Raw genomic sequence first — 16068 nt, forward strand, 5'->3', positions numbered from 1 at the left:
TAAAATTATAAAAAAGTTACAAACTCTTTAATAAGAAAAATATGAAGAAAGTAGCACTGTTTACCCTAATTATAGCACTTGTTTACAGTTGTGGATCTAACAACGATAGAGGAGAGCTTACTGGTGTTAAATCGAAGAGAAAATGGTTCGCGGAAAAACCATACGGAATGGTTTTTATTAAAGGTGGTTCGTTTACTATGGGTAAGCAAGATGAAGACCCGTTAGGCGCTATGAATGCCCCAACAAGAACGGTTACCGTACAACCGTTTTATATGGATGAATCTGAAATTACAAATAGTGAGTATAAGCAGTTCGTTAATTGGGTACGAGATTCTGTTGTAAGAACTAAATTAGCTTACCAAGCAGAATTTGCTTCTGGAGGTGATGAGCTTTCAGATGGTAAAAATAAACCGCAAGGGATTCAATTGTATGCTTTTGCTTCAAAAGATACGGCCAACGAATCTCCATATCAAAAATATATGAGAGAAAATTATTACGAAGTTGGTGAAGGTATAGACTCTATTAAACCATTAAATTGGGAAGAAGAATTGATTTGGAATAAAGAAGATTATCCAGATGAAGATTATGTAGAGGTTATGGATTCTTTATATCTTAAGAAAGATGAAGCTTTAAATGGAATTCGTACATTTAATACAAAGTTGTTAAACTACAGATACTTCTGGTTTGATAACGAAGAAGCTGCAAGAACTGGAAAAAACAGAAAAGATTTCTTAAAAGATGAAACTTTAAATATTTATCCTGATACCACAGTATGGATTAAAGATTTCAACTATTCATATAATGATCCAATGCACCAAGAGTATTTTGCTCATAAAGCATTTGAAGACTATCCTGTAGTTGGAATTAGTTGGCATCAAGCTAGAGCTTTCTGTCATTGGAGAACAAAAAACAAAAATTCTTATCAAAGGTCTAAGAAGAACTTAGGTTTAGTTCCTGCTTTCAGATTACCAACAGAAGCAGAGTGGGAATATGCAGCACGTGGAGGTTTAGATTTTGCTAAATACCCTTGGGGAGGACCAAGTACTACAAGTGATAGAGGGTGTTTCTTAGCAAACTTCAAACCAGTTCGTGGAGATTATGCTGCTGATGGTGCTTTATATACTGTTGAAGCTATTTCGTACAACCCAAATGGGTTCGGATTATACAACATGGCTGGAAATGTTTCTGAATGGACTAATACAGCTTACAACCAAATGTCTTATTATATGGGGTCTACAATGAACCCAAATGTTGAAAACAGAGAAAATGAACGTAAAATTGTACGTGGAGGTTCTTGGAAAGATGTAGCTTATTTCTTAGAAGTAGGTTCTCGTGACTGGGAATATGCTGATACTGCAAGAAGTTACATTGGTTTTAGAACAGTTCAAGATTATCTTGGTACAAAAAAACAGTAAATAAATAAACATAATAAATAATATCCCTAATTAATAAAAATCAAGAATTATGGCACAATCAAAATCAACAAAAAAGATGTTTAACATGGCTTACGGTTTAGGAGCTGCGGTAGTAATCTTAGGAGCATTATTCAAAATTATGCACTTTAAGATTGGGCCATTAACCGGTGGAGTTATGTTAACGATTGGTATGGCTGTAGAAGCTATCGTTTTCGCTTTATCTGCGTTTGAACCAGTAGAAGACGAATTAGATTGGACTAAAGTTTACCCAGAATTAGCTGATGCAAGTGGTTCGGGTAGAAAAAAGAAAGAAAAAGAAGCTACTCCAGAAGAAGCTCAATCATTATTATCTCAGAAATTAGATAACATTTTAAAAGAAGCTAAATTAGATGCTCAATTAGTATCTAGATTAGGTGATAGCATCAAAGGGTTTCAAGGTGCTGTTGAGCCATTAGCACAAGCTTCTCAAGCTATTTCTGCTACAAATAGCTATAACGAGCAAGTTTCTAAAGCAGCTTCTCAAATGGCTTCTTTAAATAGCTTATACCAAACTCAAGTAGAAAATGCTTCAAGACAAACTGAGTTAAACTCAGCAATGGTAGAAAATAGCCAACGTTTACAAGAGCAAATGCAATCTTTAGCAACTAACTTATCTTCATTAAACGGAGTATATGGTGGTATGTTAACTGCTATGAGTACAAAATAATTTAATATTAACTAAGCAAACTAATTTTAAATTATGGCAGGCGGAAAACAATCTCCAAGACAGAAGATGATTAACCTTATGTATCTTATCTTCATTGCAATGTTAGCAATGAATATGAGTAAAGAGGTATTATCAGCTTTTGGATTGATGAACGAAAAATTATCAGATGCTAATGTTAGAGCAACTGATTCAAATAATAGAGCTTACGCAAATTTAGCAACAAAAGCTGTAGAGCAACCTTTACAATTTGAGAAGGCTAAAGAAAAAACAGATGCTCTTAAAGCTCAAGCAGATTCTTTTTATGCATATTTAGAAGATTTAAAAGGAAAAATGACTTCTGATCTTAAAGATAAAAAGGATTACGAAACAATGGATAAATCTAAGTTTTTAGATGAATTGTTTTTTGTAAGTGGAACAATCACACCTGCAGGAAAAGAATTCGTGTCTAAAATGGATGAGTTTAAAAAAGCTTCATTAGAGGTTTTAGGAGAAACAGAATTATCTGGAGTTGTATCTAGTCGTTTTAGTACAGATCCTGTAAAAAATAAAGATGGCAAACAATTAAATTGGTTAAACTATCATTATGAAGGTTTCCCTTTAATTGCTTCTTTAACAAAATTAACTCAAATTCAGGCAGATATTAAAGCAACTGAATCTGATGCATTGTCTACTTTATTACAAGGTGAATTAGAAAGTGCAGTTTCTTTGAAGAATTATGAAGCAATGGTTGTATTCGAAAAGAATGCATACTATCCTGGTGAAAAGTTATCTGGAAAAATTGTATTAGGTAAAAACGATCCAAATTTAACAGCAGAGAAAGTAACTATCAATGGTAAAGATTGGCCAGAAGATAAAATTAAAGCTGGTCAGGTTATTTTAGATGGACCTGCTGGTTCTGTTGGAGACAGATCAATTAAGGGAACATTTACTTTCAAAGAGAATGACTCTTTAGTTGAAATTCCAATTAATGGTGGTTATTCAGTAATTCCAAGACCAAATGAAGCTGTTATTTCTGCTGATAAAATGAATGCTGTATACCGCGGATTAGTAAATCCAATGACGATTTCTATGCCAGGTGTACCTTCTAATAAAGTTATCGCTAACGCTCCAGGTTTAAAAAGAACTAAAGGAGATAGTTATAACATGAGACCTGGTAAAGGAAATGAAGTAACAATTCGTGTTACTGGAACATTACCAGATGGAAAAAAAGTAAGTTCTAATAAGAAATTTAGAATAAAAGACATACCTCCAGCGTTAGGTATGGTAAGAGGTCAATACGGAACAGTTTCTATGCCTAAAGCAAGTATTGGAAGAACTACAATAGGAGCAGGTTTACCTGATTTCTTATTTGATTTAACATTAAAAGTTCAAAGCTTTAAAGTAAAAGTACCAGGGCAGCCTGCTGTACCAGTTACAGGTACTAAAATGAGCGGAAGAGCTAAACAAGCTATAGCTAAAGCCAGAAGAGGTGAAATTATAGCAATTTTTGATATTAAAGCTACTGTTGCTGGTTCTGGTGTTCCAGTTAAGAGAGTTGGTGGTGTTAATATCAAAGTTTCGAATTAATAATTAAAATAAAGAAAGTATGAATTGGAAGCGTTTTAATTTGGTGATTATAGCATTGTCTATAACCAGTGTAACTTTTGCACAGGCCAATCTATTAAATGCTAAAAAAGTAGAGGAGATTGGAGTGAAGAGTCAAGAACAAATTGATTCTGATGATGATAAACCGCTACCGTATGGTTACATAAGCGATCGAGACGTATTATGGTCTAAAGTAGTGTGGGAGTTTATAGACTTAAACCAAAAGATCAACTTACCTTACTATTACCCAATTGATACAGCAAGTACCTCTAATAATAGACGTTCGTTGTTCGATACTTTAATGAAAGGTATTAAAGAAGGTAAAATTAAAGAGGTGTATAACGATTCTTATTTTACTTCTAAGATAGGAATGAAGGAGATAGATGAAAAAACCTATAATTTGAGAGAAGTTGATGGAGGTGAAGAAAATGGAGGTTATTCAGATCCTTATTATGTTAAATCTCAAGATATTAAAGGGTATCGAATTAAGGGGATTTGGTATTTTGATAAGCGTCAAGGTGAATTAAAATACAGAATGTTAGCAATTGCACCTATGGGGCCAGATGTTCAGGTAATGGGAGTTGAAGATGTTGAAGATGATGAAATTTATGAGCTTTTCTGGGTATTCTTTCCAGATGCACGTGAAGTGTTGCATGAGTCTAAAGTATTTAATCCTAAGAATTCTGCTCATCCTATTTCTTATGATAACCTTTTAAATGCTCGTCGTTTTAATTCAACAGTAATTAAAGAAGAAAACTTATATGGTGACCGTCAAATTAGTGACTATATCCGTGGAAATTCTTTATTCCAGTTGTTAGAAGCTAATAGAATTAAAGAAGGAATACGTGACCGTGAAATGGACATGTGGAATTATTAATTCTTTTGAAGATATAATTTGAAAGCGCTCTGAGTAATCAGGGCGCTTTTTTTTCGTATTATTACATAAAAAAAGCTAAAGTCCGAATCAATACTTCTTATTATGAAAGAAATTTTAAATCAAATTTTTGATATAGAACAAAAGTCAGAGAAAAATGAATTACATGTTTTCGATAGAAATATCAGACGTTTATATCATGAAATTGAGGGTTTAGGTTTTGAAATTAAAAACCCTTTAGGAGAAAAATATTCATTAGAGAGAACAGATATAGAAGCAACTTTAATGAATGATTTTCATAGTAAAATGAAAATAACAAAGGTGTTAAAACCTATTATTTATAAGTCAGAAAACGGACATATGACTTTAGTGCAAAGAGGAGTAGTAATAGTTGAGTAAATACAGTAATGAAAACAGTAAATTTTGGTATAGATTTAGGAACTACAAATAGTTTGATATCTAAATATGAAAACGGAACGTTAGAAGTGTTTAAAAATCCGTTAGGATTAAAACAAACATTATCTTCTGCAGTAGCATACAGAAAAAATAAAATTATTGTTGGAGACAAAGCAAGAGAGTTATTAGAACGTGATGCTATGAATGTATTTACTTGCTTTAAAAGAAAAATGGGAACTTCAGAATCTTATTTTGTACCTAATTTAAATAAGAAGGTTACACCTGTTGAATTATCAACATTAGTATTACAAGAACTGAAGAACTTTATTCATACAGGAGAAACTGTAGATGAAATTGTAATTACTATTCCATCTTCTTTTGATACAATTCAGTCTAATGCTACTAAAATTGCTGGAGAAAAAGCAGGTTTTAACAAAGTGTACCTTTTACAAGAACCTATTGCAGCCAGTTTAGCATTTGCTAATCAAGGTAAATTAAATATAGAAGAAAAGAAAAAATGGTTAATCTACGATTTTGGAGGAGGAACTTTTGATGTTGCTTTAATTGAGATTGATGATAGAGAGATTAATGTTATAGACAATGAAGGGGATAATTTCTTAGGAGGATTAGATATCGATAATTTAATTATTGAAAAAATTATTGTCCCTTTTCTTGAGAAAGAAATAAACGAAGAAAACCTTTGGCAGCAATTTAAAGAAACTGGCAATGCATATCAAAAATTATATTATGAATTGTTATTTAAAGCAGAAGAAGCTAAGAAAGAACTTACAATTTTTGAAAATGTAGAGATAGAAATAGATTACCCTGAAAAAGATATTTATGAGACTGTAGAAATTTCAAGAAATCAATTTAATGCTTTAATCAGTCCATTATTAAATAGAACAATAGCTTTTTCTAAGCAGGTTTTAACTAATAATAATTTACATAGTTCAGATATCGAACGAATTATAATGGTTGGTGGAACAACACTAATACCATACGTTAGAGAAAAAGTAAGAACAGAAACACAAATTACTGTAGATACAAATGTAGATCCAACAGCCGCTGTAGGAATTGGAGCTGCTTTTTATGCTGGATCTAAACCTAAAACAATCACTAGCTCAGAAGAAAAAGAAACTATAGATAATAAAGTAGATCAAAATATAGGAGATCAATTTCAAATTTTCTATGAAAAAAGTTCTAATGACGATGAAGAACTTATTAATGTAAAGAATGTTTTAAAAGCTTCAGGTTATTATCGAATTACACGATTAGATGGAGGTTTCGATACAGGAACTATAGCTTTTGATAAAGATATATTCTGTTATGTAGATTTATTAAAAGGCACAGTAAATAGTTTTGAATTTAGAATATTTGATGAAAATCAAACCGAGGTTTTTAGTACTCGAGATATTAAAATTTCTCAAGGAAAATATAATGTAAAAGGACAATTATTACCTCAAGCGATTTGCTTAGAAATTGATGATATAGAATTTGGAGAAACTAGATTAGAAGCTATTTTTACTAAAAATAGTATTCTTCCTTTAAAGAAAGTAATCTACAAAACAGCTTCTAAAACAATTGTAAAGGGAAGTGATGATTTATTGCAAATAAACATTGTAGAAGGAGATGATAATGGACTACCAAGTTCAGGGTTAACAATTGGTTTTATAGAAGTTTCTGGTAAAGATTTAACCGAAGATTTAATTAAAGGAACAGATATAGAAATAGAAATTAAAATGTCTGAATCTAGAGATATTCATGTGAATGTCTTTTTATCATTAACAGAACAAGAATTCAAAAATACATTTACACCTACAGAGCGTTATATTAGCAGAGCTAAAATTGATAAAGATTTATATTTAGTAATAGAAAATTTAGATAAAGAGTTGCAAAATCACGGAGACGATTATGAATTGTTAGCTAAATTTAAATCGATTCGTGATAATTTAATTGAATTACAAATTGAGTTAACTTTATTATCAGATAATGATACTACAGATAAAAAGTTCAGTATCGATAATAAAAAACGAGAACTTATCAATCAATATGATTTGTTAACACGACATGTTATTTTAGATGAAGAGATAAGTAATTACAAGAGAATTGTCGATGATATTAAATATGATATAGAAACAGATGAATTACCTCAGTTTACAGATCGACTAAATACTATCATTAAAGACGAGAAAAAGCTTCTAAATTCTGGAAATAAATACCTTTTAAAATCAAAGATAAAGGAATTAGAAACCTTGCAGAATGTAATCTTTAATGCAAAAGATGAAAATTACGTTTATGCTTTCATGAATTATAAATTTAATCCAGAAGTTTTTACTAATACCAGAAAAGCTGAAAAATTGTTTAAAGAAGGAGACAAAGCCATGGAAAAACAAGACTATAAAGCTCTAAAGTTTATTGTGATTAATTTATATAACTTATTACCACCTGAAATGAGAGATAAAAAGCAACAAATGGATAATAAAAATAAAACAGGATTACAATAGTTTAGTATTGTAATCCAACAATTTTAGTTATTTTCTCATTTACCTCAATAAAAGGATTTTCACCTTTAACAGATTTGATGATAACAGGTTTGCTAAATAATTGAATATCTGATAAATCTCGTTTTAAAATAGGTGTGCCTTTATAAGTGTAAAAATATTTTCCTTTGTAGAAATATAAAGAATCACCAGTATCGTATAAAAAAACTTTTAATTCTTCATGAGGTTTTATATAAGTTGTAAAATCTCTTTTTGATGCTAAATTTCTATTAAAAATAACTAAATGTTTATCAGTGTGGTTTTTTATAGATACAGGATATCCACTAACATCAACATGAGAATAATTTCTAAAGAAATCTGGATAAAGATTTTGTCCGGTTACAAAAGTATCTGGAATTATTTGTTTCTTTTTGTTGGCTATATCTTTTATTAATCTTTTAAAAAATAATTTTTTAGACTTATTCCAATTTGTGGATGTTCTTTTGTAATCATCGTATGCGATTTCTTTTTCAGGAGCAGTTATTTCAGTTGAAGTATCGTATTTTCTTTTATAAATATAATCTGGATTTTCAGAAGTTTTTACTTCTAATTTGTGATAAATAATACTATCGTTGGTTATTAGAATATGGCTAGTACTATCTTTTTTGTTATAGATTTTATTTATTTTTAAAAGATTTTCAGTGTCTTTAGGATCTATTTTAGAAAAAAGTTTTTCAGTTTTATTCCTAATTTTTGCTTCAGAAAAATTTTCCCCTAAATAATAGATTAACCTTAAATAGTTTTGATAAGCAATTTTTAATGAATCTTTACTATTTATAAAAACGGTACTCATTAATTTTTCACCTTTGTATTTAGTAAACAATACCAATGACTTATCGCTTTTGTTTTTTATTGTAATAGAATCTAACAGATGTGTGACTTTAAAACTTTTTTTAAAATTTGAAGTATAATAAAAATCAAACCTAGTTTTAAAAGCTTTGTCTCCTGTTTTTAAACTTATTTTTCTAAAACTTTTAGAAGCTTTTAAAGAAGAATCTTTCGCTCGAAAATATAAATTCCAAATAAAATCTTTTTGTGTTTTTTTATAAATATGGGTAAGATTTTCACTTATTTCAGAATTATTATAAATCTTAGTTGTATCAAAAGTATAGTTAGAAGAACTATTATTACTAGCAAATCTGGCAATTCCAACAAATACAGCTATTAAAAAAGCAAAAACTCTAAATGCTTCGAAGTTATTACTTCCACTTCCTTGAAGTCCATTATCTTGATATCCTAAAGAGGCTAAATCTTTAAATTGATCTTCAACAAAAGAATCACTTGTTGATAGTTTTGCAAATAAACGATAGGCTTTTTTAATCTTATTATATTCTTTATTGTTGATTCTAGATTTATTATAATAATCAACCAAAGCATTTACATAATCTAATTTTAGATCATCTGAAATTCCATAGGGTAATAAATTTAATAAATCGGTATGAGTATCATAAGTTACTTGTGGGCATTTTTCATAGAGTGTTTTAGCTTTTGTAATTTTAATTGTCTCTATTAAAATAATGGTTTGTTGCTCTAAATATTTGTAACAGCGTAATAAAAGATCACTACTGAAAATTTCTTCATAATTTAAAGCTTCAATGATAGTGTCGTATTTTTTAGCTTGATAATCTCTTTTTAAAAGAGGAAAAAAATAGGTGTCTAAATACGGAGCTAGAAAATCAGAATATTGAGATAAGTTTTTAATGAATTCTTCTTCGAAAAAAAAAGTGCTTGGTCCATCATCATTTCCAGAACTTATAAATTCTTTAAATTTAGGGTGTTTTTCAATGAAAATAATCGACTTACGTTTTTCTGAATCTTTCAACTGTTCTATAAGCAAGTGCATTTCATCAAGGTTGTAAAACTCATCTTGATTTTGAAGTCTTAATACTTTTAAGCGTTTCTCCAAACGAATAATATTTTTCTTGTCAATTTGTTCTAAATCCTCTAAGGAGATGTCTAAAATGTCAATTGGAGAGATATACATGGAAAAAGGCAATTTTTATTTACTATCAAAAATAAAGAAATTTCATTTTTATATTGTAGTAAAAATCAATCTTTATACTTTTACTTTATGAAAGTTGATTATATCGTTGTTGGTTTAGGATTAGCAGGTTTAGCCTTTTGCGAAGAATTAATTCAGGCAAATAAAAGCTTCATGGTTTTTGAAGATAATTCTCAAAATTCATCAAGTGTAGCAAGTGGTACTTATAATCCTGTAATTTTAAAACGTTTCACTCCAGTTTGGAATGGGCATCAACAACTAAAATTAGCGCTTCCTTTTTATCAAAGAGTTTCAGAAAAATTAGGAAAAGAATTTGATACAAAATTTGCCACCAAAAAAGTATTCAATTCCATAGGAGATGAAAATAATTGGTTTATTGCTTCAGATAAACCAATGTTAGCTCAATATATGAAGCCAGAAATATCTAAAGATAAAATAGAAGGAGTTATTGGAAATTTTGGCTTTGGTGAATTGTTAGGAACTGGAAGAATTGCAACCAAAAATTTACTGGTTAATTACAGAGGTTACCTAAAAAGAGCCAATAAATTACAAGCTGTTTCTTTTAATTACGATGAGTTAATTATAGGAGATGAAAAAGTTTTTTACCATGAACTAGAAGCTTCTAAGATTGTTTTTTGTGAAGGTTTTGGATTAAAAAAGAACCCTTATTTTAATCATTTACCTTTAAATGGAACAAAAGGAGAAATCATAACAATTCACGCTCCAGAATTAAATATAGATTTTCTTTTAAAGTCTTCTGTTTTTGTATTGCCTTTAGGAAATGACCTCTATAAAGTAGGAGCAACGTTTAATTGGACAGATAAAACTTTAGATCCTACAGAAGAAGGAAAGAAAGAATTAGTAGACAAATTAGAAAAAACAATTTCTGTTCCATATGAAATTATAGATCAAACTGCAGGAATTCGCCCTACAGTTAAAGATCGAAGGCCTTTAGTTGGGGTAAACAGAGAACATTCAAATATGGCTGTTTTAAATGGTTTAGGAACTAGAGGTGTAATGATTGCTCCAACTGTTGCTAAAAATTTATTTAATCATTTAGAAAGAGGAGAGGAATTAGATCCCGAAATCAATATTAATAGATTCTTGAAAAAATAAATTATTCATTTTATATAAAAAGAGGTTGTTTTTTAGAAAAACAACCTCCATAAATACTCGAAATTACAAATTCCCCCATTTGTTTCTTTATATTATTTCAAATTAAAGTAAAATTAAGAAGCTGATAATAGGTGTTAATACCCAAAATTAAATATTCTTAAAAAGAAAAAGCAGTCTGTTCTTAAAGAATTAGACTGCTTGCTGTAAATGTTAAAAATTTAAAATCCCTAAATTATAATTATCTCTACAAATTATAATTATCTATCTGCAAATTAAAGTTTAATTTGAAATCTAATATTGGGTATTAATACCCAATATTACTTTTAGTAAATATATGTTTGTTTTTTTGAGTCCACTGAAGTAAAGCGCCTGTTTTTGGAGGTAAATCTAATTTTAAAATAATTTTACTTCTATGTTTTTCAATTGTTCTAGGTGAAAGGAATAAAAGTCTTCCAATTTCTTTATTAGTTTTGTGCTGAGAAACTAACATTAATATTCTTCTTTCAGCCATAGAAAATTGATTTAAAATTTTACAATCTTCTTCAGAAAAATTTAAAACTTCTCTAATCTTAGAGCTAAAAAAAGGAGTGTTGTTAAGAACAGATTCAATACAACATTGTATTTCTTCTATGGCAAATTCTTTTAATAAGTAGCCATAAATATTCAATTTTTTAGCTTGTAGGTATAATTCTATTTCTTTATGAAGAGTAATAAGAATAATTTTAGTACCTACTTTTTCTTTTAAACACTTTTTTGCTATTTCTATGCCAGATAATTTAGGCATATCTATATCTAGTATAGCAATTTCAGGAGTATTTTTTAAAATGAAATTTAGAGCAGTTGTGCCGTCATATCCAGTTCCTATGACATTGAATTTTTTCTCTTTTAAAAATTCTTCCAAACCTTTAACTAAAATAGGATGATCATCTGCTATGTATATACTAGATTTCATTTTGAGGGATTTTTATATTAATAGTTGTGCCTTGGTTTTTTAGAGATGATATTTTTAAAATACCCTTTATTAGCTGAACTCTGGTTTTCAAATTTTTTAAACCAATACTTTTTACATTTTTATATTTTTCTTGAAAGTTAAAACCAATTCCATTATCTACTATAGTAAGAATAATATGGTTGTTTTTATAATAAATACTAACTTTAGATGAATCTGCTTTGGAGTGTTTTAAAATATTATTTAAACATTCTTGAATAATTCTATACAAATTAACTTCGTCATTATAAGATAATAATTTATCAATATTTCGAATATCTCCAAAGAGTAAAATATTGGTTGAAGATTGATTTAAATTATGGATTAGATTTTTTATGGATTTTGTAATTCCAATTTGTTGTATTTGAACAGGTTGTAGGTTTTTTGATATGATTCTAATTTCATCTATAGCTTCATCAATTAAATCATTTTTATTGGCTATATCATAATGTTTTATCAGTAATAATTTATGACCAAGACTATCATGTATATCTTTAGCGATTCTTTTTCTTTCTTCATCAATATTTAACAATAAATTTTGAGAATAAATGGTCTGTAATTTTTTCTTCCTTTTTAAATAGAAACGATTTAATAAAAGGTAAATGAGAATTATTAAAAAAAATGAAGATGTAAGAAGGATTATTAATAAAAGACGTTTGTTTTTTTGATCTCTAATTAAAATATCAATGTTTACTTGTTGTTGTGTTATTTTTCTCTCTTTTAAAGTAGCTTCGTGTAAAGATTGATAATAAGAAAGTATATTTAACTTTTTAATATTAAATATAGAATCTTTTAATCGATTGTAAATTTTATTGTGATTATTAGCTTTAGAATAATTTCCCTTTATTTCATAGATGTCAGATATTAGTTTATTAATATCTATAATAAACTGTGTTGAATTTTGCTCCTCAGCCTTTTTTAATGTGTTAAATAAAACGGGAAATGCTTCGTTTAATTTTTGATTTTTAAATAGATAATATCCTTTTAAATGGTTGAAATAAAAAGAATTGTAGTTTTCTGAACCACTTACAGATTCTTTAGCTAGTTGATAGTATTTGTCTGCTTCGTTTAAATTATTATGTTCTAAATAGTATCTACATAAATTAGCATAAATCAAAGAAATATTATTTAAAGCATTATTTTCTTCTTTCGCTCTTTTTATGGCAAGAAAAAGAGCATTTTCTTGTTCTTTATATTGTTTCTTTTTTTTTAAATCCTGAGCTAAGTTCGAGTAGTCAGAAGATAAACCTACTGTTATGTCTGATTTTATTTTATCTGCAATAAGTTGCTTACGTTCTTTTATAGATTTTTCAACAAAATCATTAGCTCCATAAATGTTAATGATATCAGATCTTGTATAAAAAACGTAAGTCCAATCTTTCAGTTTAGTGTAAAACTCTAAAGCTATTTCAAAATCTTTTAAAGCTTTAAAAAAGTTATTAGTAGAAAAATAAACTTGTCCTCTAAAAAAATAAGAATCAGCTTTAAATATTGAGTCTTTCTCTGTAAAATTAGTAATAGACTTTGTATAAGAATCTATGGCTTTTGAATAATCTTTACCATTAAAAAATACACCTCCTTGTTTTAAATAAAACCGACCAATTAAACTAGAGTCATTAATTTGATCAATTAAAAACTCTAATTTTTTTAATAGAGAAAGAGCTTTTTCCCTTTCTCCTAATGTCTGATTTATATCATGAATTACACCTAAAGTTTGTTGAAAAGCTTCTACATATTTTTTGTTTTTTACAGCAACATTTATATACTTTTCAGTATACAAAAAAAGTGAGTCATTAGGTGGTGATTTAAAAACCTTTATTAAACTATCAAGCTTATTTAGAGGTTCAAGCTCTTTTTTTTGAGAGTTGCCTAATAAAAAAAAGAAAAAAATAAAAACTAAAGAATAATTTAAAGAATTCATTAAAATTATCTATCAATATTATTCAATGTATAATTTAATAAAAATAAATTAATAATAGATTTTATAAATAACTATAGTACAATAAAAGAAGGAGTAATCATTAATATTTCTTGTCGTAATGTACGAATAAATTAATCCAAATTATTCTTGATAACCTTAGTGTAAAAGGAGTCAGTAATAAAGAGATAATAACAACAGCAATAAAGCTTGTTAAAATGGTTTGTTGTAAAAATACTTTCGAAATAATAAAAATAGCAACAAATAAAGCTACAGCTAAAGCGTAATTTACATACATGGCGCCAAAAAAGAAAGAAGGCTCCATCATGTATTTTAAATTACAATTCGAACAGTTTTCATGTATTGTTGTTACTTTATTAATATTAAACGATGCTTTGTGTTTAAAAAAATCACCTTTTTGACATCTTGGACATTTATTGTTTAAAATGCTATTTAATTTAGAACCTTTGCCTAGCATATTGTAGTAATTTTGGGATGTTGTACGAATACAGTTTTGTAAGTTTGTACAAATTTCCGAAAAATAAATAGGACTTAATAGTTATTCATATAAAATATACTTATTAAGAAATTATAATTACTAATATAAATGCTAAACGTACATAATTTAACCGTTTCTTTTATGGGAACAGATCTGTTCTCAGGTATTACTTTTAAATTGATAAAAGGAGATAGAGTAGGACTCATTGGTAAAAATGGAGCAGGAAAATCAACATTATTAAAAGTACTTGCTAAAGATATTGAAAGTAGTGGAGGAACTTTAGCTTTTGATAAAGATATTAGTATTGGTTTTCTACGTCAAGATATTGATTTTGTTCAAGGAAGAACAATTTTAGAAGAAGCATATCAAGCTTTTGAAGAAATTAAGGAAATAGAAGGTAAATTAGAAAGAATTAATGAACAATTAGCAGAGCGTACAGATTACGAAAGTGAAAGTTATAATCAATTAATTATTGATTTAAATGAACTCACTGAACGTTACGAACTTATTGGAGGGTATAATTATCAAGGAGATACAGAAAAAATTCTTCAAGGTTTAGGATTTCAAAGAGAAGATTTTGATAAACTTACGGATACATTTTCTGGAGGTTGGAGAATGCGTATTGAGTTAGCAAAGTTATTATTGCAGAATAATGATATTTTATTGTTAGATGAGCCAACAAACCATTTAGATATAGAATCGATCATTTGGCTAGAAGATTTCTTGAAAAGTTATGCAGGAGCAATAGTAACTGTATCTCACGATAAAATGTTTTTAGATAATGTTACAAACAGAACTATTGAAATTTCTTTAGGACAGATTTACGATTACAAAAAAGCATATTCTAAATATTTAGAACAAAGAGCAGATATTAAAGAAAAACAATTACAAGCTCAGAAAAATCAAGAGAAAGAAATCAAGAGAACAGAGCAACTCATAGAAAAATTTAGAGCAAAAGCTAGTAAAGCATCTATGGCGCAATCTTTGATAAAAAAATTAGATAAAGTTGAGCGTATAGAAGTAGATCAAGATGAAAATGCAGTAATGAATGTTCGTTTTGAAGTTTCTAAAGAGCCAGGTAAAATTGTTGTAGAAGCTGAAGGTGTTAGTAAAAGTTATGGCGACAAGCATGTACTCTCTGATGTAAATTTAATGATTGAAAGAAATGCAAAAGTTGCTTTTGTAGGACAAAACGGACAAGGGAAATCAACTTTAGCAAAAATGATTGTTGGTGAAATTCCTTTTGAAGGAAGTTTGAAGTTAGGACATAATGTTGAAGTTGGATATTTTGCTCAGAATCAATCTGAATATTTACCTCCAGAAAAAACAGTTTTAGAAATTGTTGAAGAAGCAGCTAACGATACCAACAGAATAAAAGTTAGAGATATGCTAGGAGCTTTTCTATTCGGAGGAGAAGCGGTAGATAAAAAAGCAAAGGTGCTATCTGGAGGAGAAAGAAACCGATTAGCATTATGTAGGTTGTTAATGACACCTTTTAATGTTTTAATAATGGATGAGCCAACAAACCACCTAGATATTGCTTCTAAAAATGTTCTTAAGAAAGCTCTGAAGAATTTTAAAGGAACCTTAATTTTAGTATCGCACGATCGTGATTTTCTTCAAGGTTTAGCAACGAATGTTTATGGTTTCAAGGATAAAGAAATTAAAAAATATTTAGGAGGAATTGATTATTTCTTAGAACAACATAAAATGGAAAGCTTACGTGAAGCTGAAAAGAAAACAGTTGTAAAAGAAGAGAAATCGACAAGTAAAAAAGAAGCGTATAAATTATCTAAAGAAGAAGAGAAAGAACTGAGAAAATTAAAAAATAGATCATCTAAAGTAGAAAATTTAATAGCTGATTTAGAAGCTGAAATTGAAGCAATAGATTTAGAGTTAGCACAGAATTACGATGAAGTTTCTGCAAGACCAAATTTCTTTGAAGAATATAAAGCAAAGAAAAATAAACTAGATGATTTAATGATAGAATGGGAAGAAGTTGAAGAGAAGATATCTGATTTTTAAACTAA

12 protein-coding genes are annotated in these 16068 nt (G+C 28.5%); 8 read left to right on the plus strand and 4 right to left on the minus strand.

What is annotated here, in order from left to right; genetic code table 11:
• Positions 1-41 precede the first annotated feature (41 nt).
• The 6 genes from porK to AC2TEO_RS13720 all read left to right on the plus strand — a co-directional run bounded on the left by porK (position 42) and on the right by AC2TEO_RS13720 (position 7479).
• Positions 42-1415, plus strand: coding sequence for a T9SS ring complex lipoprotein PorK/GldK (porK, locus tag AC2TEO_RS13695; protein ID WP_442265370.1), 1374 nt, complete (start codon positions 42-44; stop codon positions 1413-1415).
• Between the two features lie 49 nt (positions 1416-1464).
• Positions 1465-2121, plus strand: coding sequence for a type IX secretion system motor protein PorL/GldL (gene porL, locus AC2TEO_RS13700; RefSeq protein ID WP_442265371.1), 657 nt, complete (start codon positions 1465-1467; stop codon positions 2119-2121).
• Between the two features lie 33 nt (positions 2122-2154).
• Positions 2155-3687: a type IX secretion system motor protein PorM/GldM gene (gene porM / locus AC2TEO_RS13705; protein WP_442265372.1), complete on the plus strand. Its 1533-nt coding sequence runs from the start codon at positions 2155-2157 to the stop codon at positions 3685-3687.
• A gap of 19 nt (positions 3688-3706) precedes the next feature.
• The gene (gene porN / locus AC2TEO_RS13710; RefSeq protein WP_442265373.1) at positions 3707-4582 is read left to right on the plus strand and encodes a type IX secretion system ring subunit PorN/GldN; all 876 of its coding nucleotides are present in this window, start codon (positions 3707-3709) and stop codon (positions 4580-4582) included.
• Between the two features lie 102 nt (positions 4583-4684).
• Positions 4685-4978, plus strand: coding sequence for a hypothetical protein (locus AC2TEO_RS13715; RefSeq protein WP_442265374.1), 294 nt, complete (start codon positions 4685-4687; stop codon positions 4976-4978).
• Positions 4979-4986: 8 nt separating this feature from the next.
• On the plus strand, positions 4987-7479 hold the full coding sequence (locus AC2TEO_RS13720) for an Hsp70 family protein (protein WP_442265375.1): 2493 nt from the start codon (positions 4987-4989) through the stop codon (positions 7477-7479).
• A gap of 1 nt (position 7480) precedes the next feature.
• Here AC2TEO_RS13720 and AC2TEO_RS13725 read toward each other — a convergent pair whose 3' ends face one another.
• Positions 7481-9499 (minus strand): hypothetical protein, encoded by a 2019-nt coding sequence (locus AC2TEO_RS13725; RefSeq protein ID WP_442265376.1) that lies wholly within the window; start codon positions 9497-9499, stop codon positions 7481-7483.
• A gap of 87 nt (positions 9500-9586) precedes the next feature.
• Between AC2TEO_RS13725 and AC2TEO_RS13730 the strand changes: the two genes are divergently transcribed.
• Complete coding sequence (locus tag AC2TEO_RS13730; protein WP_442265377.1) at positions 9587-10633, plus strand: NAD(P)/FAD-dependent oxidoreductase; 1047 nt, start codon at positions 9587-9589, stop codon at positions 10631-10633.
• Between the two features lie 304 nt (positions 10634-10937).
• Here the strand turns inward: AC2TEO_RS13730 and AC2TEO_RS13735 are convergent, their stop codons facing one another.
• From AC2TEO_RS13735 to AC2TEO_RS13745, 3 genes are all read right to left on the minus strand, one after another.
• Positions 10938-11585 carry a response regulator gene (locus tag AC2TEO_RS13735; protein ID WP_442265378.1) on the minus strand — a complete coding sequence of 216 codons (648 nt, stop codon included), beginning with the start codon at positions 11583-11585 and terminating at the stop codon, positions 10938-10940.
• Positions 11575-13401, minus strand: a complete 1827-nt coding sequence (locus AC2TEO_RS13740; protein WP_442265379.1) for an ATP-binding protein — start codon at positions 13399-13401, stop codon at positions 11575-11577. The genes AC2TEO_RS13735 and AC2TEO_RS13740 overlap by 11 nt, the downstream gene beginning before the upstream one ends.
• Before the next feature lie 241 nt (positions 13402-13642).
• Complete coding sequence (locus AC2TEO_RS13745) at positions 13643-14017, minus strand: DUF983 domain-containing protein (RefSeq protein ID WP_442265380.1); 375 nt, start codon at positions 14015-14017, stop codon at positions 13643-13645.
• Between the two features lie 129 nt (positions 14018-14146).
• Between AC2TEO_RS13745 and AC2TEO_RS13750 the strand changes: the two genes are divergently transcribed.
• Entirely contained in the window at positions 14147-16063 is a 1917-nt protein-coding gene (locus AC2TEO_RS13750) for an ABC-F family ATP-binding cassette domain-containing protein (protein ID WP_442265381.1), read from the plus strand.
• Positions 16064-16068 lie beyond the last annotated feature (5 nt).

The sequence above is a fragment of the Tenacibaculum aquaeponti genome (genome assembly GCF_057221555.1).

Bases quoted from the DNA above. Each gene is read 5' to 3' on its own strand.
- AC2TEO_RS13745 (WP_442265380.1), bottom strand. From the start codon at position 14,017: ATGCTAGGCAAAGGTTCTAAATTAAATAGCATTTTAAACAATAAATGT.
- AC2TEO_RS13750 (WP_442265381.1), top strand. From the start codon at position 14,147: ATGCTAAACGTACATAATTTAACCGTTTCTTTTATGGGAACAGATCTG.
- AC2TEO_RS13725 (WP_442265376.1), bottom strand. From the start codon at position 9,499: ATGTATATCTCTCCAATTGACATTTTAGACATCTCCTTAGAGGATTTA.
- porN (WP_442265373.1), top strand. From the start codon at position 3,707: ATGAATTGGAAGCGTTTTAATTTGGTGATTATAGCATTGTCTATAACC.
- porK (WP_442265370.1), top strand. From the start codon at position 42: ATGAAGAAAGTAGCACTGTTTACCCTAATTATAGCACTTGTTTACAGT.
- porM (WP_442265372.1), top strand. From the start codon at position 2,155: ATGGCAGGCGGAAAACAATCTCCAAGACAGAAGATGATTAACCTTATG.
- AC2TEO_RS13735 (WP_442265378.1), bottom strand. From the start codon at position 11,585: ATGAAATCTAGTATATACATAGCAGATGATCATCCTATTTTAGTTAAA.
- AC2TEO_RS13720 (WP_442265375.1), top strand. From the start codon at position 4,987: ATGAAAACAGTAAATTTTGGTATAGATTTAGGAACTACAAATAGTTTG.
- AC2TEO_RS13715 (WP_442265374.1), top strand. From the start codon at position 4,685: ATGAAAGAAATTTTAAATCAAATTTTTGATATAGAACAAAAGTCAGAG.
- AC2TEO_RS13730 (WP_442265377.1), top strand. From the start codon at position 9,587: ATGAAAGTTGATTATATCGTTGTTGGTTTAGGATTAGCAGGTTTAGCC.
- porL (WP_442265371.1), top strand. From the start codon at position 1,465: ATGGCACAATCAAAATCAACAAAAAAGATGTTTAACATGGCTTACGGT.